The sequence below is a fragment of the Robertmurraya mangrovi genome (assembly GCF_034427655.1).
Lineage (GTDB): Bacteria > Bacillota > Bacilli > Bacillales > Cytobacillaceae > Robertmurraya_A > Robertmurraya_A mangrovi.
Map to the genome: position 1 here is coordinate 1 of NZ_JAXOFX010000015.1, position 21913 is coordinate 21913.

A 21913-nucleotide genomic window follows, 5' to 3' on the forward strand; every position below is an offset into this window, starting at 1 on the left:
ACAAAAAAAGGGAACAAATATCAATCTTATTTGTAGATTGTCTTTTTTGCTCCCACAGCAAAATATAGATGTAAAATTTTTACTTAAATTCAAATTGATTTACAACTTTGCAAAGCCAGTGGGTCTCGCCTGTCCCGCTGCTCCCGCAGGAGTCTTCGCGCCTTCCACTCCAATCATCAGAGTGCTCAATATAAAGATGGAACTTTCAAGGTTTATTTTTAAATAAGGATACGGACTTATCGGACAGCTCCATTTTTTGTCTGTTATATAACTGTTTTACAGACTTGCACATATAAAAGTAATTGGTGCATGTCTGTAATAGTTGGATTTCATTTTAGAAAGCTTGATATTAAGCCGTTTTTTAAGTTTAAAGAATTTTGTCGAATGAATTTTCTAAAAATTTTTAAAAAACAGGTTACATTATCCAGTTTTCTGTTATATAATACACTACATAGAAAGTTTGTTGTATTATAACAAGTAAATTTTGAGAGGTCGAAGGGAGAATACAAAATGACAAATGAAAGAGTAGAAAAATTAAAAGAGAGCTGGGAAATGGATGCACGTTGGAATGGTATTACAAGACCGTATACAGCGGAGGATGTAATTAAATTACGTGGATCTATTGATATCGAATATACATTAGCTAGACGTGGGGCAGAAAAACTCTGGAAGCTAGTTAATGAAGAAGACTTTGTCAATGCATTAGGTGCATTAACTGGTAACCAAGCGGTACAGCAAGTTAAAGCTGGATTGAAAGCTATATACTTAAGTGGTTGGCAAGTAGCAGCAGATGCAAACCTTTCTGGAAATATGTATCCTGACCAAAGTTTGTATCCTGCAAATAGTGTTCCAAATGTGGTTGAACGTATTAATCAAGCTTTACAACGTGCAGATCAAATTGCCCATCTAGAAGGGGATGATTCAATTGACTATTTCGCACCAATTGTTGCAGATGCGGAAGCTGGATTTGGTGGACAATTAAATGTATTCGAACTAATGAAAGGTATGATTAAATCTGGTGCAGCAGGTGTACACTTTGAAGACCAATTATCTTCTGAGAAAAAATGTGGACACTTAGGTGGAAAAGTTCTTCTACCAACACAAGTAGCGGTTAAGAATTTAATTTCAGCTCGCCTAGCTGCTGACGTGATGGGGGTACCAACTTTAGTTATTGCTCGTACGGATGCAGATGCTGCTGACCTAATTACTAGTGATGTTGATCCAGAAGATCACAAGTTTATTACGGGTGAACGTACACCTGAAGGCTTCTTCCGTACTCGTGCGGGTCTTGATCAAGCGATCGCTCGAGGCTTAGCTTATGCGCCATATGCAGATTTAGTTTGGTGTGAAACATCTGAGCCGAACTTAGAGGAAGCTCGTCGCTTTGCGGAAGCAATCCATGAGAAGTTCCCTGGTAAATTACTTGCTTATAACTGTTCTCCTTCATTCAACTGGAAAGCAAAATTAGATGATGAAACAATCGAGAAGTTCCAAGTGGAGCTTGGTAAAATGGGTTACAAGTTCCAGTTCGTCACACTTGCTGGATTCCATTCATTAAACTACAGCATGTTTACACTTGCTAAAGGATATAAATCTCGTGGTATGGGAGCTTACTCTGAGCTTCAACAAGCTGAGTTTGATGCTGAAAAAGATGGCTACACAGCTACTAGACACCAAAGAGAAGTAGGTACAGGTTACTTTGACCAAGTTTCTATGGTTATCACTGGTGGTACATCTTCTACAACAGCTTTAAAAGGCTCTACAGAAGAAGAGCAGTTTACTTCTTCTAAGTAGAAGATTTCACATATCGTGCCTAATGTGCACAATGAATTGTAATTTTTTCACCATATTTCTCCTTATTGTCCTTCTCTTCTTATGAAGAGGAGGAAATTTTTTGGACTGTACGTAAGCGATAAGGTCATAATATTAGAAAGGGTATTGCACCTTTTGATATAAACGTACATACATAATAGTAGCTAATAGAAGGAGGGTTATACATGTCCTATCCAGATATAGATGATTATTTGCAACAAGGGATTCATGGTCAAAAGGAGACAAAACCAGATGAGCGGCGGAAGTTTCTTGGGACGATTCGTGAAAGAGTGGTCATTGCACTGACTCAACCTCAGGTTAGAAAAGAGGGAGTATTTAAGGAAGTAGAAGAGGCACTTAAAGCGAATCCAAAAGCTCACCTATACTTAAACGGAAACATTAGTTATGAGTACTTATCAAAATATACAAAGCTTTGTAATCAATATGGAGTAGAGTACACTTTGGTAACCAATAAAGACTATAACTCTGAACTGGGTCTCGTTCTTGCACATGATTATGCCATAGATAAAGAGGATATCTATATATCAACGAACAAACCTCCTAAAATAGAGACAAAGCAAACAGAAAAGAAAGGTTTTTTTGCAAAGTTATTTAATAAATAGTCATTGGAAAACCAATAAGTAAACGGAGTGGCAGAATGTTGTCGCTCTTTTTTTGTGGATTTCCTATTGTTGGATTTTTATAAAAGATTTAAAATATATCTAACTAAGGGGGATGAGCCATTGCGTACGGATATTAGTGTTTTAGAGGAATATAAAAAACTACTAATATAATAGAGGAGATTTAACATGACTACCATTAATAAAAAACTTTTTCACGGTGATAAGGTAAAATTAACAGGAATTAGAGAAGAAGACGCATCAATCATGGTGAAATGGGGAGAAGATGCAGAATATCTTCGCAATGTTGATACAGATATGGCACTTCCTAAAAGTAAGGAAGACTTTGAGGGCGAAGGAAAGCCTAGTCATAATTCAGTTTATTTTCGAATGAGAACGATTGAAGAGGATGAGTTAATCGGTTTTGCGGCCATCCATGGTATAGAGTGGAACAATCGTACCGGAAATTTAGCTATTGGGATAGGAGAAGCATCTAATCGCAATAAAGGCTATGGTTCTGATGCCTTAAAGGTAATTCTTCGCTATGCATTCCATGAGTTAAATTTAGATCGAGTCAGCTTAGATGTGATCGATTATAACAAAGGTGGAATTAGGGCTTACGAGAAAGTTGGATTCCAGCTAGAGGGTAGAAAAAGATCCTTTGTGTACCGAGATGGAAAAAGATACGATTTAATTATCATGGGTATATTAAGACATGAATGGGAAGAATTAAATCAGTAAAATAAATGAAAAGAAATAGAGCTATCTGAAAAAGGTAGTTCTATTTTTATTTTTAGAAAAGGAAATGGCTTGAGTTAAAGTAGAAATTGTGAAGAAGATTGCTTTAAAGCGGTAAATTTTGATATGATTATCCTTATTATTGTGTGATTGTTCGAACTTTTGGAGGTGACGTTATGTCAAGGATTTCAATTGAAGAAGTGAAGCATGTTGCTCACTTGGCTAGACTTGGTATTACAGAAGAAGAGGCAGAGAAGTTTCAAAAACAGTTAGATGCTATTATCACATTCGTTGAACAACTAAATGAGCTAGATACGGATAACGTAGAGCCTATGTCCCATGTATTGGAAATTAAAAATGTACTACGTGATGATATTCCGCAAAAAGGATTACCTAAAGAAGATGTTCTTAAAAATGCACCAGAACATCAAGATGGACAAATAAAAGTTCCATCTATTATTGAGTAAGGAGGGGAAGAAATGAGTTTATTTGAGCATAAGTTATCAGACATTCATTTACTTTTACATAAAAAAGAATTAACCGTTTCGGACTTAGTAGAAGAATCATATAAGCGTATAAGTGAAGTAGAAGATCAAGTACAAGCTTTTTTAACATTAGATGAAGAAAGAGCTCGTAGCACAGCAAAAAAATTAGACGAAAAATTAGGTACAGATGAGTCTAAAGGATTGCTGTTTGGTATGCCTATCGGGGTTAAGGACAATATCGTTACAAAAAATCTTCGAACAACGGCAGCTAGTAAAATTCTAGGAAACTTTGATCCTATTTATGACGCAACTGTCGTTCAAAAATTACATAATGCGGAAACCATAACGATCGGAAAGTTAAATATGGACGAGTTTGCAATGGGATCCTCTACAGAAAATTCAGGGTTCGTAAAAACAAAAAATCCTTGGAATCTTGATACGGTACCTGGTGGATCTTCAGGTGGATCCGCTGCATCTGTTGCTGCTGGAGAAGTACCATTCTCTCTTGGTTCAGATACAGGTGGATCTATCCGTCAACCAGCTAGCTTTTGTGGAGTAGTTGGATTAAAGCCAACATATGGACGTGTTTCTCGCTTTGGATTAATTGCTTTTGCTTCATCTTTAGATCAAATTGGACCGATTACTCGAAATGTAGAGGATAATGCTTACCTACTTCAAGCCATTTCAGGACTAGATCCAATGGATTCAACTTCTGCAAATGTGGCCGTGCCTAATTTTGCTGAGGCATTAACCGGTGATGTTAAAGGTTTAAAAATTGCTGTACCAAAGGAATATTTAGGCGAAGGAATTAACGAAGAAGTTCGTCAATCGGTTTTAGATGCGCTAAAAATTCTAGAAAAATTAGGTGCATCTTGGGAAGAGGTTTCTTTACCTCATTCTAAATATGCCTTACCAACTTATTATATTTTATCTTCATCTGAAGCTTCAGCTAACCTAGCCCGTTTCGATGGAATTAGATACGGATACCGCACACCGAATGCTAATAATTTACTTGAGCTATATAAAAAGACGAGAGAAGAAGGTTTCGGTGAAGAAGTAAAACGACGTATTATGCTAGGGACATTCGCGTTAAGTTCGGGATATTATGATGCTCATTATAAAAAAGCACAGAGAGCTCGTACTTTAATCAAAAAAGACTTTGATGATGTATTTGAAAAATATGATGTTATCATTGGGCCGACGAGTCCTACTCCTGCTTTCAAGTTAGGGGAGAAGACAAGCGATCCATTAACGATGTATGCAAATGACTTATTAACGATTCCCGTTAACTTAGCTGGTGTACCTGCTATTTCCATTCCTTGTGGATTTGATAATGGTTTACCACTTGGCTTACAAATTATCGGTAAACATTATGATGAAAGTACAATCTATCGTGTAGCACATGCTTTCGAACAAGCTACAGATTTCCATAAACAAAGACCACAACTGTAAGGGGTGAGAAGAATGAACTTTGAAACGATTATTGGGCTTGAAGTCCACGTAGAATTAAAAACGGATTCTAAAATATTCTCGGCGAGTCCAAACCATTTTGGTGCTGAGCCTAATTCAAATACAAGTGTTATCGACCTAGGTTACCCAGGAGTTTTACCTGTTCTAAACAAAAAAGTGGTTGAGTACGGAATGAAAGCTTGTATGGCATTGAACTGTGAAGTAGCAACAGATACAAAGTTTGATCGAAAAAACTATTTTTATCCGGACAATCCAAAGGCCTATCAGATTTCCCAGTTTGACAAGCCTATTGGAGAAAATGGCTGGATTGAGATTGAAGTGGATGGTTATAAAAAGAGAATCGGAATTACACGTATCCATCTTGAAGAAGACGCTGGGAAATTAAATCATGAGAAGGGCTACTCATTATGTGATTATAACCGTCAAGGAACTCCATTAATTGAGATTGTTTCTGAACCAGATATTCGTACGGCTAACGAGGCTTATGCTTATTTAGAGAAATTAAAATCGATTATTCAGTATACAGGTGTTTCTGATTGTAAAATGGAAGAAGGTTCATTACGTTGTGATGCTAATATCTCTATCCGTCCAATCGGCCAAGAGGAATTCGGAACAAAAACAGAATTAAAAAACTTAAACTCATTTAACTTTGTTCGTAAGGGTATTGAGTTTGAAGAAAAGCGCCAAGAGAAAGTACTATTATCTGGTGGAAAGATTGAGCAAGAAACTAGACGATATGATGAAGCAACGAATACGACCGTTCTGATGCGTGTAAAAGAAGGTTCGGATGATTATCGTTATTTCCCAGAACCAGACCTTCCTGATTTATATATTGATGATGAGTGGAAGGCTAGAATACGTGCTGAGATTCCTGAGCTTCCGGATTCTAGAAAAAAACGCTATGTTGAAGAATTAGGCTTACCTCCATATGATGCAGCTGTATTAACTGTAACGAAAGAAACAGCAGATTTCTTTGAAGCGGTAGTAACTGCTGGTGGAGAGGCAAAGCAAGCTTCAAACTGGATCATGGGAGAAGTGTCTGCATACTTAAATGCTGAACAAAAAGAGTTACATGAAGTAGCGTTAACACCAGAAGGTCTTGCTGGTATGATTAAGTTAATCGAAAACGGAACCATCTCATCTAAGATTGCTAAAAAAGTATTTAAAGAATTAATCGAAAACGGCGGAGAAGCGGAAAAGATTGTAAAAGAAAAAGGTCTTGTTCAAATCTCTGATGAGGGTACTTTATTAAAGGTCATTGCAGAGATACTAGATGCTAATCCACAATCAATAGAGGATTTTAAAGCTGGAAAAGACAAAGCAATTGGCTTCCTTGTTGGGCAAATTATGAAAGCAACAAAAGGACAGGCTAACCCACCAATGGTGAATAAATTATTGCAGCAGGAAATTCAGAAGCGATAATGTAGATAAGCAAATCGAGCCTATCAACTCTTTTTAGTTGATAGGCTCTTATTTTTTGAAACAGTGTAGGTTTTTGTCGAAAAAATGATATTTCCGGATTTTCGATGGTATATGTAACGAAAGCGATGATATCTTAGCCGAATTCGATGATATCTGTGTTCAAATCGATGATATTTGCTTGGGAATGGATGACGGGTGAAGTATGAACTAATTAGAAAGAACAAAAAACCAGCCTCCGAAAGGAAACTGGTTTGGCATTAAAATATTAGAGCCGCCTTTGCCGTATTTGAGAGATAGAAAAGTTTTAAACCACCACTCCTCAAAGTGGGTGTTCGCAAAAGCTGTCCTGCATGTCCTCCTTGTCGTATAGACGAAGGCCTGTCATTCTTGCTTTGATTTAAAACTCCCTATTACAGTTTAAAGGTTAAAACTTTCTATGACTACGAACAACGCAGCTTGTATTAGTATATTACTACATATATTCGAATGAATCAAATGTGTATTTTTTCCAAAACCAAGCATAACTTCGACAATCTCCCCAAACATTTCCCAGGAAAAGATAGTAATAATCAGCATTATACATTTTCTTTTTGTCGAATACGCAAAAAGGAAAGGAAATGGTCAGAAAAAAGTATATACAAAAAATGTAATCCACGAAACTTTTAGAAAAACTCACTCGTATATTTGGTAAATAATGTACTATGGGGGAGTTATTATGGCTGTTATAAAGAGAGAATTTGAGCAAAGTCTAAAAGCAAAAATTTTTAGTTTGTTTCTAATTTATCTACTAGGTGGAGTTCCCTTAAGTATTGTGATTGTCAATGTAGTGCAGCTTTTTTATTTCCAACCGAATTATTTTATTCTCTTTAGTACCTCTAGAATTGCCATTTTTGTTTTTATGCTTGGACTCTTTGGACTCTTTTTAATATTTGCCTGTATACTTTATATGTTGAGTAAAGGAAAGAAAGTGGTGATAGGTTTCCTCTCTATTCCGCTTTTAGGTTTGTCAGGGTTAATGTTATTTTTTTCATTTGATAATTATCAATACGTTGATCAGAACGGGCTTCATGTTAACCCTACTTTTTCTATAAATAGAACTGTAAGTTATTCTTGGGGAGACATGAAGGAGGTTGTACAGGTTAATAAGGGTGGGTCACCAGTTGGTTTGGAATTTATTTTAAAAGAGGGGCAATCCTTTCAGTTTCCTTTAAGCGGTGGTGACTGGGTTACTAAAAGAAGACCGTTTTATGAAACATTAAGCGATCATAATGTTCCGCTGTCTGCTAGAGAAAAATAGCCTCCTAATAGTAGGAGGCTGTTCATCTTATTATTGCTTTAATAATTTCAAGCTTTCATCAAATTCTTTCTCAATTTGCTCGTTACGTCTGTAAGTGATGATACTAACTAGGACTGCAATAATGAAGTTAATAGCAAAACCAGGTACGATTTCGTATAAAGTAGCGCCTAGGCCAACGTTTTTCCAAATGATAACGGTAAGTGCACCAGAAATCATTCCAGTTACAGCTCCCCAAGTAGTCATTTTTCGCCAGAATAAGCTCAGGATAATGACGGGGCCAAATGATGCTCCGAACCCTGCCCATGCATATGCCACAAGGCTTAAAATTGTATTGTCTTGGTCGAATGCTAATGCGCCTGCAAGAACAGCAACAGCTAATACAGCCATACGACCTAAGAATACATATTCCTTATCTGTGCCGTCTTTACGGAAAACAACTTTATATAAGTCTTCAATAAGAGCACTTGAAGTTACGATTAATTGTGATGAAATCGTGCTCATAATCGCAGCAAGTACAGCAGCAAGTAAGAAGCCGGCTACGATTGGGTGGAATAAGATTTGTCCTAATTGTAAAAAGATAGCTTCAGGATTATTTAACGTATACTGAGTATTTTGTTGGAAGAAAGCAATCCCAATTAAAGCTGTAAAAATAGTACCAAGTAGTGTGAAAATCATCCAGCCCATCCCAATGCGACGTGCACTTTTAATTTCTTTTACAGAAGTAATGGCCATAAAACGAACAATGATGTGAGGCTGACCGAAGTAACCAAGTCCCCAAGCCATAGCTGATACAATCCCTACAAATGTAGTTCCTTTAAAGAAGTCTAATAAATTTGGATCCACCATACGAATCGTTTCAAACGTTTCTGCAGGACCACCAGTTTTAAAAATAGCAATAGCAGGAACAAGTAATAGTGCGATGAACATCATTAGACCTTGGATAAAGTCTGTGTAACTAACCGCTAAGAATCCTCCAAATAATGTATAAGCAACAACAACAGCAGCTACAATTAGTAGGCCAGTACGGTAGTCTACATCGAAAGAGTTTTCAAAGAATACAGCACCAGAAACCATCCCAGATGATACGTAAAAAGTAAAGAATACTAGAATAACAATACCTGAAACAATACGGATTAGTTTGGTGTTGTCTTTAAAACGATTCTCTAGATAACTTGGAATTGTGATGGAGTCATTTGCTACTTGAGTGTATGAACGTAAACGTGGAGCAACAAAGATCCAGTTTAAATAGGCACCAATCGTTAAACCGATTGCGATCCAAGCATCTGCTAAACCGCTTACATATATACCCCCAGGTAATCCCATTAGTAGCCAACCACTCATGTCTGATGCTCCAGCACTTAGCGCAGTAACGGCAGGACCTAGAGAACGCCCACCAAGCATATAGTCTGTTAGATTGGTTGTTTTTCTATAGGAGTACCAGCCGATAAATAACATTACGGCCATATATATGCCTATAGCAATTAGTTGATAAACATCGTTTGACATAAATTTCCCCCTCTGTCCGAAGTAATGTAAGACAGCTGTATCTTTTATTATTATTTATGCGATATTTTGAGTTTTTATTAGTTTGAACTAATCGCATAGTATAATATTAGAATAAGTACAGCAATAATATATTAGTATTTTATCATCTATTTTGACAAGACACGACAAAAAGTTTTCGCAAATTTTAAAATATTTAATTACCTTTTTTAGTATCAAAATAGTATTATCTTATCTTTAACATGTGTTTTATGTATAAATATTACTTTGTATTAAGATAGTCTAAATAGAATCAGTTAAAAAATTTTAACAAACTTTATAGTTGAGATAAAATAGTGAATATATAGTAGATGAGGAGTGAGAGAACATGACTTTACTAAATTGGTTTGATAAAGGGTTAACAATTGAAGAATATAGCAATGGCATGCAAGTTAATCAAAAGGAAATGAACACCATTTATGATCGTTTTGAATTACATTCGTCGGAGTTAGAGCAACTTGAGGGGTTGAAAAGTAAAAATTATAAAGTGATTGCGTTAACGGAAGATTGGTGCGGAGATGCCATGGTTAACAATCCTATATTATTGAAAATTGCTGAAGCTTGTAATTTTGATGTGCGCTTTTTACTTAGAGATCAAAATTTAGAGTTGATGGATCAATATCTAACAAATGGTACATCTAGAGCGATCCCAATTTATATTTTTCTAGACAATGAAGGAAAAGAAAAGGCTGTTTGGGGACCGAGAGCGGATAAGATTCAACAATTGGTACAATCATTAAGATCCGAACTCCCTGAAGCGGATGCTCCTGAATTCAAGGAACAACAAATGGCCATGTATAAAAAGCTAACAACAGCCTTCCAAGAAGACGAAAGCTTATGGCATGAAGTGGCCGTTAGTATTATTAATAAGTTGACAACTACAAATAACTAAGGTGTATGATTTTGAATCCATTAATTATTAAAGAATTAACAAGTAGGTATGGAAGTTTTACATCTGTTCGACTAACTGGGGGATATACGAACGAAACTTTTCTTTTGGAAGGGATAGAGCCTCTTCGTGTTGCGAAGGTGGTTTCTAAAAATAATTCTGATTTCACAAATGAAACACGATGCCTTCAAAGATTGGAGGACACTAATATAACACCAAAGTTTTATGATTTGATTGAATGTAGTAATGAATGTATTAGTGTCATGCAATATAGAAAAGGGACGAATGGGCAAGTTTTACTTGATCAAGGTGAAGTAGAGTTAGTAACAAATTTATATCAAACATTAGGAGAAGTGTTAGCTGGTGACATCCATACGATTAAGTATTCCGGGGGATTAGGTATTAAGGAAAGCAACGAACAGAGCCTAAATCTAAATTTAAACTTTGTGCCAGCTGAGCTAATAGAACAATCCCAAAAGATTTTATCAAAAATCTATGACGACAAAAACGAGTGGGTTCTTACTCATGGAGATTTTGGAATACATAATGTGTTATTTTCAAAAGAGGACGGATTAACCGTCTTAGATTGGGAATGGGCTGAGTGGGGAAATCCATTGAATGATATTAGTTGGGTATTCTGGTTTACTCATTTACACTATCCAGACCATGCCCCTGAGTTATGTGAAGTATTTTTAAAGCATTACTTGGAGGTTAGTACTATTTCGTTAGATTTAAGTTTATTAAGAGCTTATAGTGTGTATAAGGTTTGGAAAGTACTTCAAAAGGTGGAGAGTGCTCCTTTTGAAGTACAAAATGAATGGGTAAGAAGATTAGAATGGACGTTAAAATCGAAAATATTTAAGCGCTAAAAAGCTGCATCCTCCTAGAAGGATGCAGCTTTTAGTATGCTATTACGTTAATATTGACTAAAAATTAATCCGGTCATTTTTTAAATTCTTATCATTAATCTTTGGCTCTATTTCTAAAATGAAATTTCGTATGTTCGAACGATGAAGAAAGAGTAAAAACAATATAAAGATCGAAAAGATCATTTCTTCTTCTTTCCCTGAACGGAAAAGGGAATAAATTAATAATGAAACACCAACAGAAATGGATCCAAAGAATACATATTTGGATATGAATATGACAAGAAAAAAAGTGATATAAGCTATTAAAAACATCGATGGATTGGCTACTAGTAAAACTCCTGCAGTAGTAGCAATGGCCTTACCACCTCTAAAGTTTGCGAAAATAGGGAAACAATGACCGATAACGGCTAATAAACCAATATAAAGCGGATTAACATCTATGTTTAAAAAGTAAGGTAGGGAAGAAGCTAATGCTCCTTTACCTACGTCGAAAATCAAGACGACTATAGCGGCTTTTTTCCCGAGTACACGTAAAGTGTTAGTAGCTCCCGGATTCTGACTGCCGTGATCTCGAATGTCTATTCTAAATACTAATTTCCCGACGATGAGAGCAGTCGGAAAAGAGCCAATTAAATAAGAAGCAATTAAGAGCAACCAAACCATTGTATCATCCTTTATCAGAGAATCTTTTGTTCTATTATATGTGCAAATAGAATAATTACGACAAACAAAATGGACAACTTACATAAAATCTATAATAAATAATAAAGTGACAGATGAAAATGGAAAGAAACGATTTAGTAGTTTATTAGAGTAGTATATCCACATTTGTCATCATGATAATTTTACCATATAATAGTGTTGGTTGGGTTCTGTATTCCTAATATTTTGATAATTTGGATGTGAGATGTAATGTTGAAATCTGATTTTGGGAAAGTGGCAGAAAACTATGCAAGGTCACGAGACGATATTCCGGCTATCCTTTTTGAGAGCTTACAAATAAGGAATGTTTCATTTGAAGGAAAAAAGGTAGCGGATTTAGCATGTGGGACAGGTGCACTTACTAGGAAGTTGAAACTTCGAAAGGCCGAAGTGGTTGGAGTAGAGCCATCCCAAGAACTGTTAGAGGAAGCAAAAAAAATAAATGAACGTAAATTCTTATCCGTCCCTTATCAATTAGGAACTGCAGAGAACACTCAATTACCATCTAATGAGTTTGACATGGTTACTGTTATGAGGGCGTGGCATTGGTTTATACGCCAGGAAAGCATAACTGAGATTAAAAGAATTCTGAAAGATAAAGGGAGATTAATAGTAGCCGATTCAGGTTTTGTGCCTGATCATGAAGTGGTATCTACAACGTTTAGTGTTATAAAGCAGTATGTTAGCGAAATAAAGCCTGCTGGGTCAAAAGCAGATTCGAAACAAAGAATGAATGGTTTCCCGGTTGAATGGTTTGAAGAATGGTCTATGAACGGTTTCGACCTTCAAGATTTCTATAAATTAGACTACGAGGTATCTTTTACAAATGAACAATGGGTAGATCGTGTGGCATCACTTTCTTTTATAGCAAGTATGGATGTATCGAAACGAAACCTATTGCTAGCTGAGCTAAGTACCGTGTTGAATAGTCAATATAGTCCACATCACATACATGTCATTCCGCATCTTTGTACTATCGTAATATTAAATATGCAGGTGAAAAAGTAAAACGGCAGTCGATCCTGCCGTTTTTTGTGCTTTAGGAAACTATATAATTTTCGTATTGTGGAAAACTATTACAGTTTATTTTGTCCACGTCTAGCTCCAGCGCCCAGCGACTAGTGGACTTCGCTCCTCTCCCTACGATAAGTCAACATCGAATCGCTCACGCTCTTCGTGTTTCCTTTATCTCAGTCGAGGCGCTCCAGTCCATACGTCGCTAACCGTGGCGCTTGCGCTTTTGTTCCTTACTCTATGTCTATGAAAATACTATTAGTCTTAATCTCCGAAAGGGCAATATGTGTGACGGTTCCAGCGTACGAAGTAATTTCATTAATAAAGCCTTCAATTTGTTGGAAGTTCTTCAATCGGAGCTTTACAATGTAACATGCTTGTCCAGCTATTCGGTAGCAAAATTCAGCGTGAGGGTGATCCGCAATTTTTTTTCGGAACTTTTCATATTCTCCTTGTCTTAAAGTTACTTCTACGAAACACTCAATTCCTAATCCAAGCTTACCGTAGTCAATTTCAACGGAGTATCCTTTTATCACACCCTCACTTTCTAGTTTACGAACTCGTTCTGTGACCGATGGAGCTGAAAGGTTCACTTTTTTAGCTAATTCTCTCATAGATTGTCTTCCATCTTGAATCAATTCCTTCAATATACTCTTATCAATTTCATCAATTATCAAATGAAAACCCTCCTTATAAAAATAAATTTCAAATGAAATGTGAATATGCTTATTTTAGTTTCAAATATCATTCAGTTGTTGGAATGTACATTCTATTATTATATATAGAAAGAGGAGGGAAGAAAATGGCAAGAATTCAATTAACGACAGAGGGAACCACAAATTTTGAAAAGGCCCTCAACTATAATCCCATACTAAAAAAGTATTACGATGAGTTGTATGAACACCTTTGGAATAACACGAGTATTTGTAAGGAAGAAAAAGAGAAAGTTCGTTTATACTTAGCAAATAAAAATGGATGTGCGACTTGCATGAGCCTATCTTACATTGAAAATAGTGAGCTTAATGAAAAAATCACACATTCCATGAAAATGGGGGACTTTACCCTATTTTCAAAGAAGGAACAGCTTTTATTTGCGTTTATTGATAAGTATAAGCATTCTCCCCGTGAGGTGAATTCTCTGGATATTGAAGCATTGAATCAATATTACGATGAAAAGGAATTGGTTGAACTGTTAGCGATAATTAATTTATTTGACGGATTTCAAAAAATAATAGTTAGTCTAGATTTATATGATTTTTGTAGTTTATAAGGAGGACTAAAGAAGATGAAACCAGCCATTATTTTAGTAGATATACAAAAAGCGTTTGAAGATTCTTCTTGGGGTAATAGAAATAACTTGGAGGCTGAGTTGCAAGCGAAGAGATTAATAGAAGTTTGGCGTTTAGCTAAATGGCCCATTATTCATATTCAACACACCTCCTCAAATCCCAACTCTCTATTTTATAAAGGAAGCTACGGTCATGCTTTTAAAGAAGGTTTAGAGCCTATTGAGGATGAGGTAGTTTTTCAAAAAAGTGTAAACAGTTCATTTATTGGAACGTCTTTGAAAGAGTATTTGGATGATAAAGGAATTCACGAGCTGGTCATCATGGGACTCACCACTCAGCATTGTGTTTCAACAACAACGAGAATGGCGGGCAACTATGGTTATGATGTAAAGTTAGTGGCAGATGCTACAGCTGCTTTTGAAACTAAAGGGTTAAATGGGAAAGTGTTCAGTGCACAAGAAGTTCATGATCTAGAATTAGCCTTACTGAACAAAGAATTTGCGACCGTGATAAATGCAGAAGATGTATTAAAATTATATGAATTAGTATGAGAACTCAGTTATTATAGCTGAGTTTTTTGTTTTATTACTAATTTAATATAAGAAAAAATCTACATTAAAGACATCTAAAAAAAATATTTTTTTTAAAATTTTTCAGAAGTGTGTAGGGGTTTTGATGTTGAGTTACGTCTATTAAGTTGAAATCAGAAAGAAAGGGGGAGAGAGTGATTAGTGATCAAGCGTTGATAGAGAAAGTTTTGAGCGGAAATGATCACGCGTTTAGGCTTTTGGTTGAGAAGTATCGCAATGACTTGTTCCGGACCATTTTTGCGGTATTGAGAGATCAAAAGGATGCGGAGGATGCCACTCAGGAAGTGTTTTTAAAGATTTATCACTCTCTCCCTCAGTATGAAAATCAAGGCTTAAAGACTTGGATGACCCGAATTGCGGTTAATCATGCAATTGATATAAAGAGAAAGAAAGACAGACGACAGGAAGATGTGGTAGAAAAGATAGAGTATGATAATTTTATGATGGAGCGAGAAACAGTAGTTTCAGAAGTTTTAACGAAAGAAAGAAGAGCTCTTGTAAGAAACAGGTTAAGGGAGCTTCCTGATCATTATCGCGATGTAATATATGATTTTTACATAGCGGAAAAAAGCTATCAGCAAATTGCTAATGAACAACATGTTCAAGTAAAGACGGTTGAAACAAAACTATATCGGGCAAGAAACTGGATGAAAAAGCATTGGAAGGAGGACGATTTTTCATGAGTCATTATCAATTGGAACAGTGGAAAGCATACGTAAACGATGATTTAGATGAAAAAGTCCGCGAGGTGTATGAAGAGCATTTATACAGTTGTGACCAATGCTTGGACCTATATTTTCAAGTAGTGGCTGAACAAGAGGAATTTCTACCTGTACTTTCTAATGAAGCTGATTTTACAAACACAATTATGGCCCGAATAGAAGAAAGTAATAAATCCGAGAAACTACACCCAAATGTTAAAAAAGTTCCTTTCCACCAAAGGGCCATTTTTCACTATACATTAGCTGCAGCAATGACCATCTTATTAATGATAACAGGTGTGTTCCAATCGATTACAAGTTATGTTGGAACCATACAAAATCCAGTTGCTATAGAAGAAAAAAATTCCGTTACAAAAGGAATTGTAGATAAAACGTTTGCTTGGATGGATACATTCGACACAATGAATAAGGAGGCGGGTAAGTAATGCAGAAAAATCCAATAATAGCCTTTCTATTAGGATTTATTCCTGGGATAGGATTACTTTATTTAAGAAAAACGTTGCGTGGAGTTATATATTTAGGTGCAGAAATAGGATTGGTTTTGCTATCCCTTTTATTAGCAGCAAATTGGGAGCATGATTTAGCATTTTTATGTGTGTTTATAGGAATCCTTTTATATATTGTCAACTTAGTTGATACAGCTATAACAGCCTCTAAGTTGTATGGAGGCCCAGATAAAGAAAATTTACAGCCAAAAAATCCATCTGAAGAATCGGAGCGATTTTTTACGATTATCCTTTCATTCATTCCGGGGGTGGGCCATTTTCAGCTTGGGTTAATGAATAGAGGGATGACCATTTTAGCTTCTTTTTTAGGATTAGGAGTCATGGTTTTCTTTGTGGCTGTTTTAACTCATAGAGAAGAATTCTTAATTTTCCTAGCCATTTTACCGGTAATTTGGTTTTACGGTTTCTTTGACGCCATGCAACAGTTAAATAAAAAGTCGCGTGGAGAAGTGTTAGTGGATCGGAGTTTGCTAGAAGACTTTGAAATGAGAAGAGAAGATGGAAAGAAAAGTAAGTCTATAGCCACTTTTCTATCTATGTTCCCTGGCGCTGGGCATCTTTATTTAGGGTACCAACGACGTGGAATTCAACTTATGGCAGCATTTCTATTTTCTATCTATATTCTAGATATATTACGACTTGGGATTTTCTTATTTCTGATTCCAATTATTTGGTTCTACAGCTTTTTTGATGGGTTACAACGGGCGACTAAGCACGGCGAAGAGTCAATGGAAGACAAACCCATTATTGAGTATCTGATTAATCAACAAAAATGGGTGGGGATTGGCCTTATTTTACTGGGCTTGTATTACATGACAACAAACATCATTATTCCTGCAGTCTCTCCGATGCTATATACAATGATAGATATAGATTTAAGATATTGGTTTGACCGTTATTTCCAAACGGCAATCGTGTCCATATTATTTATTGCAGGTGGGATTAAATTATTAAAAGGGAAGAAAGAGAAGAAAGTTGAACAAGTTTAAAATGACTTAATAGAAATAGAGAGGTGGGAGAGTCATGAGGACATGGCGTGTTGGTACGATTTCCATGGGTGCTTCACTATTATTACTTGGGGTATTTCTTTTATTATCTCAGATGTTCGGTTTAAATCCATTTCACATTATGATGTCTTGGTGGCCAGCGATATTAATTGTTTTAGGTATTGAAATACTAGTTTTCTTGTTTCTATCTAAAGATGAAAAACCTTTTTTGAAATATGACTTTTTAAGTATTATATTTGTAGGAATTTTAGGGACGGCTGGAATTGGTTTTGCTATCCTGAGCTCAATCGGAGTAATGGACCAGGTAAAAACAATGCTAAATCAAGAGGAGCGTACATTTGAACTCCCTGAAATGACTGAAGCCATTAACAAAGATGTAAAGCGATTGGTTTTAAATACGGACCGCTATCCTATTACAATAGAAGGTACAAGCGGGAATGAGGTGTCAATGTTTGGAACATATCGTACACAATCGGTTGGAAAAAAAGGTTTGATAGAAAATACAACTGATTATGTTTCTACTCAAAAAAAGGGAGATACGTTATATGTAAGTGTGAAAGGTTTACCTACAAACGTGGGTCCCTTTAATCACTACACAACGATGTCAGCGACGATTTTAGTTCCTTCAAATTTAAAGGTGGAAGTTATAGGGAACGATAATGCAATCACGATGAAGCCTAGAACATTAATGAGTGACTGGAGCTTAGATCAAGCTTCAAATGTATCTCTTATTTTAGAAAAAGAGAGCCATGTGAACGTTACTGTTAATCGTGTCCAAGAGTTAGTGGGTCAGCAAGATGACTGGAAGGTAACAGAAGAAAAGAATTCTGTTGCTAGTGAAGAAGAGGGCTATGTAGAACACCAATCGGGATTTAAAAAAGCAAGTCTAAAAATGGGAAAAGGGATTCATTATATAAATATTGGGAATGCTTATACAGTTAGTCTAAATAAACTTAATTAAACAAGATAGAAAATTCTTAGTATAAGATGACTAAGAATTTTCGTTGTTTTTATAATTGGAAAAAACAAGGGTATTTACGATATAAAATTGCCAGTTCGCCTCATTTTAATATATGATGTTAAATGATGGTATAGAGATATTATTTTTGGAAAAAGCAAGTTAGATTTTTAATTAATTGTGGTATAGATATTCGAAGTTACCGCATTGATACATAGAATAGAAAAAAGTAATTAATAAAGTAGGATGAGGGATATGAAAAGAGCTAGGATTATTTATAACCCAACTTCCGGTCGTGAAATTTTTAAGAAACATTTGCCGGAAGTATTACAGAAATTAGAGTTGGCAGGCTTTGAAACTTCTTGTCATGCAACTACAGGTGCAGGAGATGCTATTAATGCTGCCCGTATCGCGGTAGAAAGAAGATATGACCTAGTGGTAGCTGCAGGTGGAGATGGAACCATTAATGAAGTGGTCAACGGACTAGCGGAGCAAGAATATCGTCCAAAGCTTGGTGTAATTCCAGTAGGTACAACGAATGACTTTGCAAGAGCCCTTCATATACCAAGAGATATTGAAGCTGCCGCAGATATAATTGTTAAGGGAGATACAATCCCGGTTGATATTGGACGCATAAATGATAAATACTTCATTAATATAGCTGGTGGAGGACGATTAACCGAGTTAACGTATGAGGTGCCTAGTAAGTTAAAGACCATGCTTGGCCAACTTGCATACTATCTAAAAGGGATGGAAATGCTGCCTTCTATTCGTGCAACAGAAGTTAGCATTGAGTACGATGGGAAGCTTTTTGAAGGGGAAGTCATGCTCTTTCTAGTTGGGTTAACTAACTCAGTAGGCGGGTTTGAAAAACTTGCTCCGGATTCTTCCATTAACGATGGTTTATTCTCGTTATTAATTTTGAAAAAGACTAACTTGGCTGAGTTTATTCGTATAGCGACACTTGCTGTTCGAGGAGAACATATTAATGATCCACATTTAATATATACAAAAGCAAATCGTATTAAAGTTCAGTCTAAAGAAAAGGTACAGCTGAATTTAGATGGAGAGTTCGGAGGTTTACTTCCTGCAGAATTCGTTAACCTCTACCATCATCTTGAAGTATTTGTGCCTATTGATGAAATTAGAGATGAAGATCGTCCACCAGATGGATGGAGTCATTCAAAGCAACAAATGGAAAGCTAGAAATTATGGGGTCAGTTCCTTTTAAGTTAATTAAAGAGGAACTGACCCCATAATAATTTAACATTAAATGCCCATTTCGTAATTGCCCAGGAAGTATGATACAATCTTGCTAGTTAAAAAGCTTACGGAATTCTAGAGGAAAAGGAAGAAATAAATGAACAGAACATTACCTGTACAAAAAAATGATTACATAGATGTAGTTTTTGAAGATTTAACTCATGATGGAGCGGGTGTAGCAAAAGTAGAAGGATATCCTATTTTTGTTCCAAATGGATTACCGGGAGAAAAAGCAAAAATTAAGGTCATCAAAGCTAATAAAGGTTATGGCTTTGGGCGCTTAATGGAGTTATATGAAAAGAGCCCAGACAGAGTCGAAGCCAAATGTCCGATTTACAAGGAATGTGGAGGCTGTCAGCTTCAGCATTTAAGCTATGAGGGTCAGTTGAAGGCTAAGGAAAAACAAGTACGTGAAGTGTTAACAAGGATTGGAAAGCTTGAAAAGGTAAAAGTCCATCCTGTACTTGGAATGGATAATCCTTGGCGCTACCGAAATAAAGCTCAAGTTCCTGTGGCTGACCGAGAAGGTGGATTAGTTGCTGGATTCTATCAAAAACGCAGCCATGAAATCATTGATATGAAAGAGTGTTTAATACAACAAGAAATTAATGACCAAGTAGTTCAAACGGTTAGAGAGATTTGTGAACGCTACGGGATCTCAGCTTACAATGAGGAGCGTCATAAAGGGGTCATTAGGCATATTATGGCTCGTCATGGAATGGTAACAGGTGAAGTGATGGTCGTGATCGTAACAAGGACCAATGATCTTCCTCATGAAGAGAAATTAGTTGAAGAGATTTATAACCGCATTCCAGGTGTAAAGTCAATTATACAAAACGTGAATTCGAAAAAGACCAATGTCATCCTAGGAGACGTTACAAAGGTTCTTTGGGGTGAAGAAGTCATCTATGACCTAATTGGGAATGTAAAATTTGCGATTTCATCTCGTTCATTTTACCAAGTGAATCCTGAGCAGACGAAAGTATTGTACGATACAGCATTAGAATACGCGGAATTGACGGGGGAAGAATCGGTAATCGACGCTTATTGCGGAATTGGAACCATTTCGCTATTTTTAGCTCAGAAAGCGAAAAAAGTGTACGGTGTAGAAATAGTACCTGAAGCCATTGAGGATGCGAAAAGAAATGCGGAATTAAACGATATTAACAATGTTGAATTCGAAGTGGGAGAAGCTGAAACGGTTATTCCTAACTGGTATAAACAAGGAATTACGGCTGATGTGTTAGTAGTGGATCCACCTCGTAAAGGCTGTGATGAAGCACTGCTCAATACCATTATTGATATGAAGCCAAAGAAAGTAGTTTATGTTTCATGCAATCCAGCGACACTGGCACGAGACTTGCGAATTTTAGAAGATGGGGGATATCGCACGGTTGAAGTGCAACCGGTTGATATGTTTCCACATACGACGCATTGTGAGGCAGTTGCTAAATTGGAATGGAGATAATCGGGACAGGTACCTTGTCCCGGTTTTTTTATGTATTTAAACATGTCCCTTTATCCTTATGGAATTAGTAAGAATCTATTACATATAATTTAATGATGAAAGTGAGGTGTTAATAACGTATGAATAATATTTCAAAAACTTTTACGAAGATGAAGTCATACAAGCCATTTCACAGCCCGTTTGACCCATGTCCACCGATTGGAAGAAAATATTACAGTACTCCTCCTCATTTATATTTAGGATTTCAACCACCAAATCTCCAGCAATTTACTCCCCGTGAGGCTTTAAAAAGAGGAACTTTATGGCCTGCTTTATATGACTATTATGAAAATCCTTACAAGAAGAAAAGGGGGTAAAAATTGTGTCAAAAACCTTACCTCAAGAATACTACCAATTGATGGAAGAGATACAGACTGTTGATTTTGTATTGGTGGAGTTAACGCTCTATCTTGATACACATCCCAATGATCAACAAGCGATTTATCAATATAATCAATTTGCTCAATATAGCAAACAAGTCAAGCAAAAATTTGAAGAGAAATTTGGACCGCTTCAGCAAGGGAGTCTAAATAATTCAAATCAATGGAGTTGGAATAGTACCCCTTGGCCATGGCAAGTATAACAACAGGAAGGAGTTTGCAAAAATGTGGGTTTATGAAAAGAAACTACAATATCCTGTAAAGGTTAGCACTTGTAATCCTATGTTAGCCAAGTATTTAATTGAACAGTATGGAGGAGCTGACGGGGAATTAGCTGCAGCTCTAAGGTATTTGAATCAGCGTTATACGATACCTGACAAGGTAGTAGGACTGCTAACTGATATTGGTACAGAAGAATTTGCTCATCTTGAGATGATTGCAACGATGATTTATAAACTCACAAAGGATGCCACTCCAGAACAATTAGAAAAAGCAGGTCTCGGAGACCATTATGTTAATCACGACGGTGCATTATTTTATCACAATGCAGCAGGAGCTCCCTTTACAGCTACATATATTCAGGCAAAAGGGGACCCAATTGCTGATTTATATGAGGATATTGCTGCTGAAGAAAAAGCTCGGGCAACATATCAATGGTTAATTGACATTTCGGATGATCCAGATTTAAATGACTCCTTAAGATTTTTAAGAGAAAGAGAGGTCGTTCATTCCCAGCGTTTTAGAGAAGCAGTCGAGTTGTTAAAAGAGGAAAGAGACCGTAAGAAATTCTTTTAGCCAAATGGATAGCGGGATATTTAGACCATTTTATAA

25 protein-coding genes are annotated in these 21913 nt (G+C 36.3%); 22 read left to right on the top strand and 3 right to left on the bottom strand.

All coding sequences use genetic code 11. The annotated features are described in order from the left end of the window. The 8 genes from SM124_RS17915 to SM124_RS17955 form a co-directional block, all read left to right on the top strand. Positions 1-226, top strand: a 226-nt coding sequence (locus SM124_RS17915) for a hypothetical protein (RefSeq protein ID WP_322447899.1), incomplete at its 5' end; no start/stop codon positions are given. A gap of 284 nt (positions 227-510) precedes the next feature. Further along, positions 511-1794 (top strand): isocitrate lyase, encoded by a 1284-nt coding sequence (gene aceA, locus SM124_RS17920; protein ID WP_322447900.1) that lies wholly within the window; start codon positions 511-513, stop codon positions 1792-1794. Between the two features lie 203 nt (positions 1795-1997). Then, positions 1998-2435: a YueI family protein gene (locus tag SM124_RS17925; protein WP_322447901.1), complete on the top strand. Its 438-nt coding sequence runs from the start codon at positions 1998-2000 to the stop codon at positions 2433-2435. Positions 2436-2621: 186 nt separating this feature from the next. Continuing rightward, complete coding sequence (locus SM124_RS17930) at positions 2622-3173, top strand: GNAT family N-acetyltransferase (RefSeq protein WP_322447902.1); 552 nt, start codon at positions 2622-2624, stop codon at positions 3171-3173. Positions 3174-3346: 173 nt separating this feature from the next. Beyond that, on the top strand, positions 3347-3637 hold the full coding sequence (gene gatC / locus SM124_RS17935; RefSeq protein WP_322447903.1) for an Asp-tRNA(Asn)/Glu-tRNA(Gln) amidotransferase subunit GatC: 291 nt from the start codon (positions 3347-3349) through the stop codon (positions 3635-3637). Between the two features lie 12 nt (positions 3638-3649). Beyond that, entirely contained in the window at positions 3650-5107 is a 1458-nt protein-coding gene (gatA, locus tag SM124_RS17940) for an Asp-tRNA(Asn)/Glu-tRNA(Gln) amidotransferase subunit GatA (RefSeq protein WP_322447904.1), read from the top strand. 12 nt (positions 5108-5119) lie between these two features. Continuing rightward, positions 5120-6547 (top strand): Asp-tRNA(Asn)/Glu-tRNA(Gln) amidotransferase subunit GatB, encoded by a 1428-nt coding sequence (gatB, locus tag SM124_RS17945; protein ID WP_322447905.1) that lies wholly within the window; start codon positions 5120-5122, stop codon positions 6545-6547. Positions 6548-7262: 715 nt separating this feature from the next. Beyond that, positions 7263-7844 (top strand): hypothetical protein, encoded by a 582-nt coding sequence (locus tag SM124_RS17955; RefSeq protein WP_322447906.1) that lies wholly within the window; start codon positions 7263-7265, stop codon positions 7842-7844. Positions 7845-7874: 30 nt separating this feature from the next. Here the strand turns inward: SM124_RS17955 and putP are convergent, their stop codons facing one another. Further along, positions 7875-9350: a sodium/proline symporter PutP gene (gene putP, locus SM124_RS17960; RefSeq protein WP_322447907.1), complete on the bottom strand. Its 1476-nt coding sequence runs from the start codon at positions 9348-9350 to the stop codon at positions 7875-7877. 364 nt (positions 9351-9714) lie between these two features. Here putP and SM124_RS17965 point away from each other — a divergent pair, with 364 nt between their 5' ends. Together SM124_RS17965 and SM124_RS17970 are read left to right on the top strand one after the other, a co-directional pair. Continuing rightward, positions 9715-10278 carry a thioredoxin family protein gene (locus tag SM124_RS17965; protein ID WP_322447908.1) on the top strand — a complete coding sequence of 188 codons (564 nt, stop codon included), beginning with the start codon at positions 9715-9717 and terminating at the stop codon, positions 10276-10278. Positions 10279-10289: 11 nt separating this feature from the next. After that, the gene (locus tag SM124_RS17970; RefSeq protein ID WP_322447909.1) at positions 10290-11144 is read left to right on the top strand and encodes a phosphotransferase family protein; all 855 of its coding nucleotides are present in this window, start codon (positions 10290-10292) and stop codon (positions 11142-11144) included. 57 nt (positions 11145-11201) lie between these two features. Here the strand turns inward: SM124_RS17970 and plsY are convergent, their stop codons facing one another. Further along, positions 11202-11807, bottom strand: coding sequence for a glycerol-3-phosphate 1-O-acyltransferase PlsY (plsY, locus tag SM124_RS17975; protein WP_322447910.1), 606 nt, complete (start codon positions 11805-11807; stop codon positions 11202-11204). A 249-nt stretch (positions 11808-12056) separates the two neighbouring features. Here plsY and SM124_RS17980 point away from each other — a divergent pair, with 249 nt between their 5' ends. Further along, complete coding sequence (locus SM124_RS17980) at positions 12057-12854, top strand: class I SAM-dependent methyltransferase (protein ID WP_322447911.1); 798 nt, start codon at positions 12057-12059, stop codon at positions 12852-12854. Positions 12855-13093: 239 nt separating this feature from the next. Here SM124_RS17980 and SM124_RS17985 read toward each other — a convergent pair whose 3' ends face one another. Continuing rightward, positions 13094-13537, bottom strand: a complete 444-nt coding sequence (locus SM124_RS17985; protein ID WP_322447912.1) for an Lrp/AsnC family transcriptional regulator — start codon at positions 13535-13537, stop codon at positions 13094-13096. 125 nt (positions 13538-13662) lie between these two features. On the opposite strand from SM124_RS17985, the gene SM124_RS17990 reads away from it, so the two are divergent. The 11 genes from SM124_RS17990 to cotJC all read left to right on the top strand — a co-directional run bounded on the left by SM124_RS17990 (position 13663) and on the right by cotJC (position 21877). Continuing rightward, the gene (locus SM124_RS17990) at positions 13663-14130 is read left to right on the top strand and encodes a carboxymuconolactone decarboxylase family protein (protein ID WP_322447913.1); all 468 of its coding nucleotides are present in this window, start codon (positions 13663-13665) and stop codon (positions 14128-14130) included. A gap of 15 nt (positions 14131-14145) precedes the next feature. Next, positions 14146-14700, top strand: coding sequence for a cysteine hydrolase family protein (locus SM124_RS17995; protein ID WP_322447914.1), 555 nt, complete (start codon positions 14146-14148; stop codon positions 14698-14700). A gap of 176 nt (positions 14701-14876) precedes the next feature. Then, the gene (locus SM124_RS18000) at positions 14877-15422 is read left to right on the top strand and encodes a sigma-70 family RNA polymerase sigma factor (RefSeq protein ID WP_322448004.1); all 546 of its coding nucleotides are present in this window, start codon (positions 14877-14879) and stop codon (positions 15420-15422) included. Continuing rightward, entirely contained in the window at positions 15419-15886 is a 468-nt protein-coding gene (locus SM124_RS18005; protein ID WP_322447915.1) for an anti-sigma factor, read from the top strand. The genes SM124_RS18000 and SM124_RS18005 overlap by 4 nt, the downstream gene beginning before the upstream one ends. After that, positions 15886-16956 carry a hypothetical protein gene (locus SM124_RS18010; protein ID WP_322447916.1) on the top strand — a complete coding sequence of 357 codons (1071 nt, stop codon included), beginning with the start codon at positions 15886-15888 and terminating at the stop codon, positions 16954-16956. Before SM124_RS18005 ends, SM124_RS18010 begins: the two co-directional genes overlap by 1 nt. A 34-nt stretch (positions 16957-16990) precedes the next feature. Beyond that, positions 16991-17935: a LiaI-LiaF-like domain-containing protein gene (locus SM124_RS18015; protein WP_322447917.1), complete on the top strand. Its 945-nt coding sequence runs from the start codon at positions 16991-16993 to the stop codon at positions 17933-17935. 252 nt (positions 17936-18187) lie between these two features. Next, on the top strand, positions 18188-19138 hold the full coding sequence (locus SM124_RS18020) for a diacylglycerol kinase (protein WP_322447918.1): 951 nt from the start codon (positions 18188-18190) through the stop codon (positions 19136-19138). 154 nt (positions 19139-19292) lie between these two features. Beyond that, positions 19293-20663, top strand: coding sequence for a 23S rRNA (uracil(1939)-C(5))-methyltransferase RlmD (rlmD, locus tag SM124_RS18025; protein ID WP_322447919.1), 1371 nt, complete (start codon positions 19293-19295; stop codon positions 20661-20663). A 119-nt stretch (positions 20664-20782) separates the two neighbouring features. Then, on the top strand, positions 20783-21019 hold the full coding sequence (locus tag SM124_RS18030) for a spore coat associated protein CotJA (RefSeq protein WP_407691421.1): 237 nt from the start codon (positions 20783-20785) through the stop codon (positions 21017-21019). A gap of 41 nt (positions 21020-21060) precedes the next feature. Then, positions 21061-21285: a spore coat protein CotJB gene (locus tag SM124_RS18035; RefSeq protein WP_322448006.1), complete on the top strand. Its 225-nt coding sequence runs from the start codon at positions 21061-21063 to the stop codon at positions 21283-21285. Positions 21286-21307: 22 nt separating this feature from the next. Then, positions 21308-21877, top strand: a complete 570-nt coding sequence (gene cotJC, locus SM124_RS18040; RefSeq protein ID WP_322447920.1) for a spore coat protein CotJC — start codon at positions 21308-21310, stop codon at positions 21875-21877. Positions 21878-21913 lie beyond the last annotated feature (36 nt).

What these genes read in the sequence shown, in the direction of transcription:
- aceA (WP_322447900.1), top strand. Translation starts at nt 511, where the DNA reads ATGACAAATGAAAGAGTAGAAAAATTAAAAGAGAGCTGGGAAATGGAT.
- SM124_RS17925 (WP_322447901.1), top strand. Translation starts at nt 1,998, where the DNA reads ATGTCCTATCCAGATATAGATGATTATTTGCAACAAGGGATTCATGGT.
- SM124_RS17930 (WP_322447902.1), top strand. Translation starts at nt 2,622, where the DNA reads ATGACTACCATTAATAAAAAACTTTTTCACGGTGATAAGGTAAAATTA.
- gatC (WP_322447903.1), top strand. Translation starts at nt 3,347, where the DNA reads ATGTCAAGGATTTCAATTGAAGAAGTGAAGCATGTTGCTCACTTGGCT.
- gatA (WP_322447904.1), top strand. Translation starts at nt 3,650, where the DNA reads ATGAGTTTATTTGAGCATAAGTTATCAGACATTCATTTACTTTTACAT.
- gatB (WP_322447905.1), top strand. Translation starts at nt 5,120, where the DNA reads ATGAACTTTGAAACGATTATTGGGCTTGAAGTCCACGTAGAATTAAAA.
- SM124_RS17955 (WP_322447906.1), top strand. Translation starts at nt 7,263, where the DNA reads ATGGCTGTTATAAAGAGAGAATTTGAGCAAAGTCTAAAAGCAAAAATT.
- putP (WP_322447907.1), bottom strand. Translation starts at nt 9,350, where the DNA reads ATGTCAAACGATGTTTATCAACTAATTGCTATAGGCATATATATGGCC.
- SM124_RS17965 (WP_322447908.1), top strand. Translation starts at nt 9,715, where the DNA reads ATGACTTTACTAAATTGGTTTGATAAAGGGTTAACAATTGAAGAATAT.
- plsY (WP_322447910.1), bottom strand. Translation starts at nt 11,807, where the DNA reads ATGGTTTGGTTGCTCTTAATTGCTTCTTATTTAATTGGCTCTTTTCCG.
- SM124_RS17980 (WP_322447911.1), top strand. Translation starts at nt 12,057, where the DNA reads ATGTTGAAATCTGATTTTGGGAAAGTGGCAGAAAACTATGCAAGGTCA.
- SM124_RS17990 (WP_322447913.1), top strand. Translation starts at nt 13,663, where the DNA reads ATGGCAAGAATTCAATTAACGACAGAGGGAACCACAAATTTTGAAAAG.
- SM124_RS17995 (WP_322447914.1), top strand. Translation starts at nt 14,146, where the DNA reads ATGAAACCAGCCATTATTTTAGTAGATATACAAAAAGCGTTTGAAGAT.
- SM124_RS18005 (WP_322447915.1), top strand. Translation starts at nt 15,419, where the DNA reads ATGAGTCATTATCAATTGGAACAGTGGAAAGCATACGTAAACGATGAT.
- SM124_RS18010 (WP_322447916.1), top strand. Translation starts at nt 15,886, where the DNA reads ATGCAGAAAAATCCAATAATAGCCTTTCTATTAGGATTTATTCCTGGG.
- SM124_RS18015 (WP_322447917.1), top strand. Translation starts at nt 16,991, where the DNA reads ATGAGGACATGGCGTGTTGGTACGATTTCCATGGGTGCTTCACTATTA.
- SM124_RS18020 (WP_322447918.1), top strand. Translation starts at nt 18,188, where the DNA reads ATGAAAAGAGCTAGGATTATTTATAACCCAACTTCCGGTCGTGAAATT.
- rlmD (WP_322447919.1), top strand. Translation starts at nt 19,293, where the DNA reads ATGAACAGAACATTACCTGTACAAAAAAATGATTACATAGATGTAGTT.
- SM124_RS18030 (WP_407691421.1), top strand. Translation starts at nt 20,783, where the DNA reads ATGAATAATATTTCAAAAACTTTTACGAAGATGAAGTCATACAAGCCA.
- SM124_RS18035 (WP_322448006.1), top strand. Translation starts at nt 21,061, where the DNA reads ATGGAAGAGATACAGACTGTTGATTTTGTATTGGTGGAGTTAACGCTC.
- cotJC (WP_322447920.1), top strand. Translation starts at nt 21,308, where the DNA reads ATGTGGGTTTATGAAAAGAAACTACAATATCCTGTAAAGGTTAGCACT.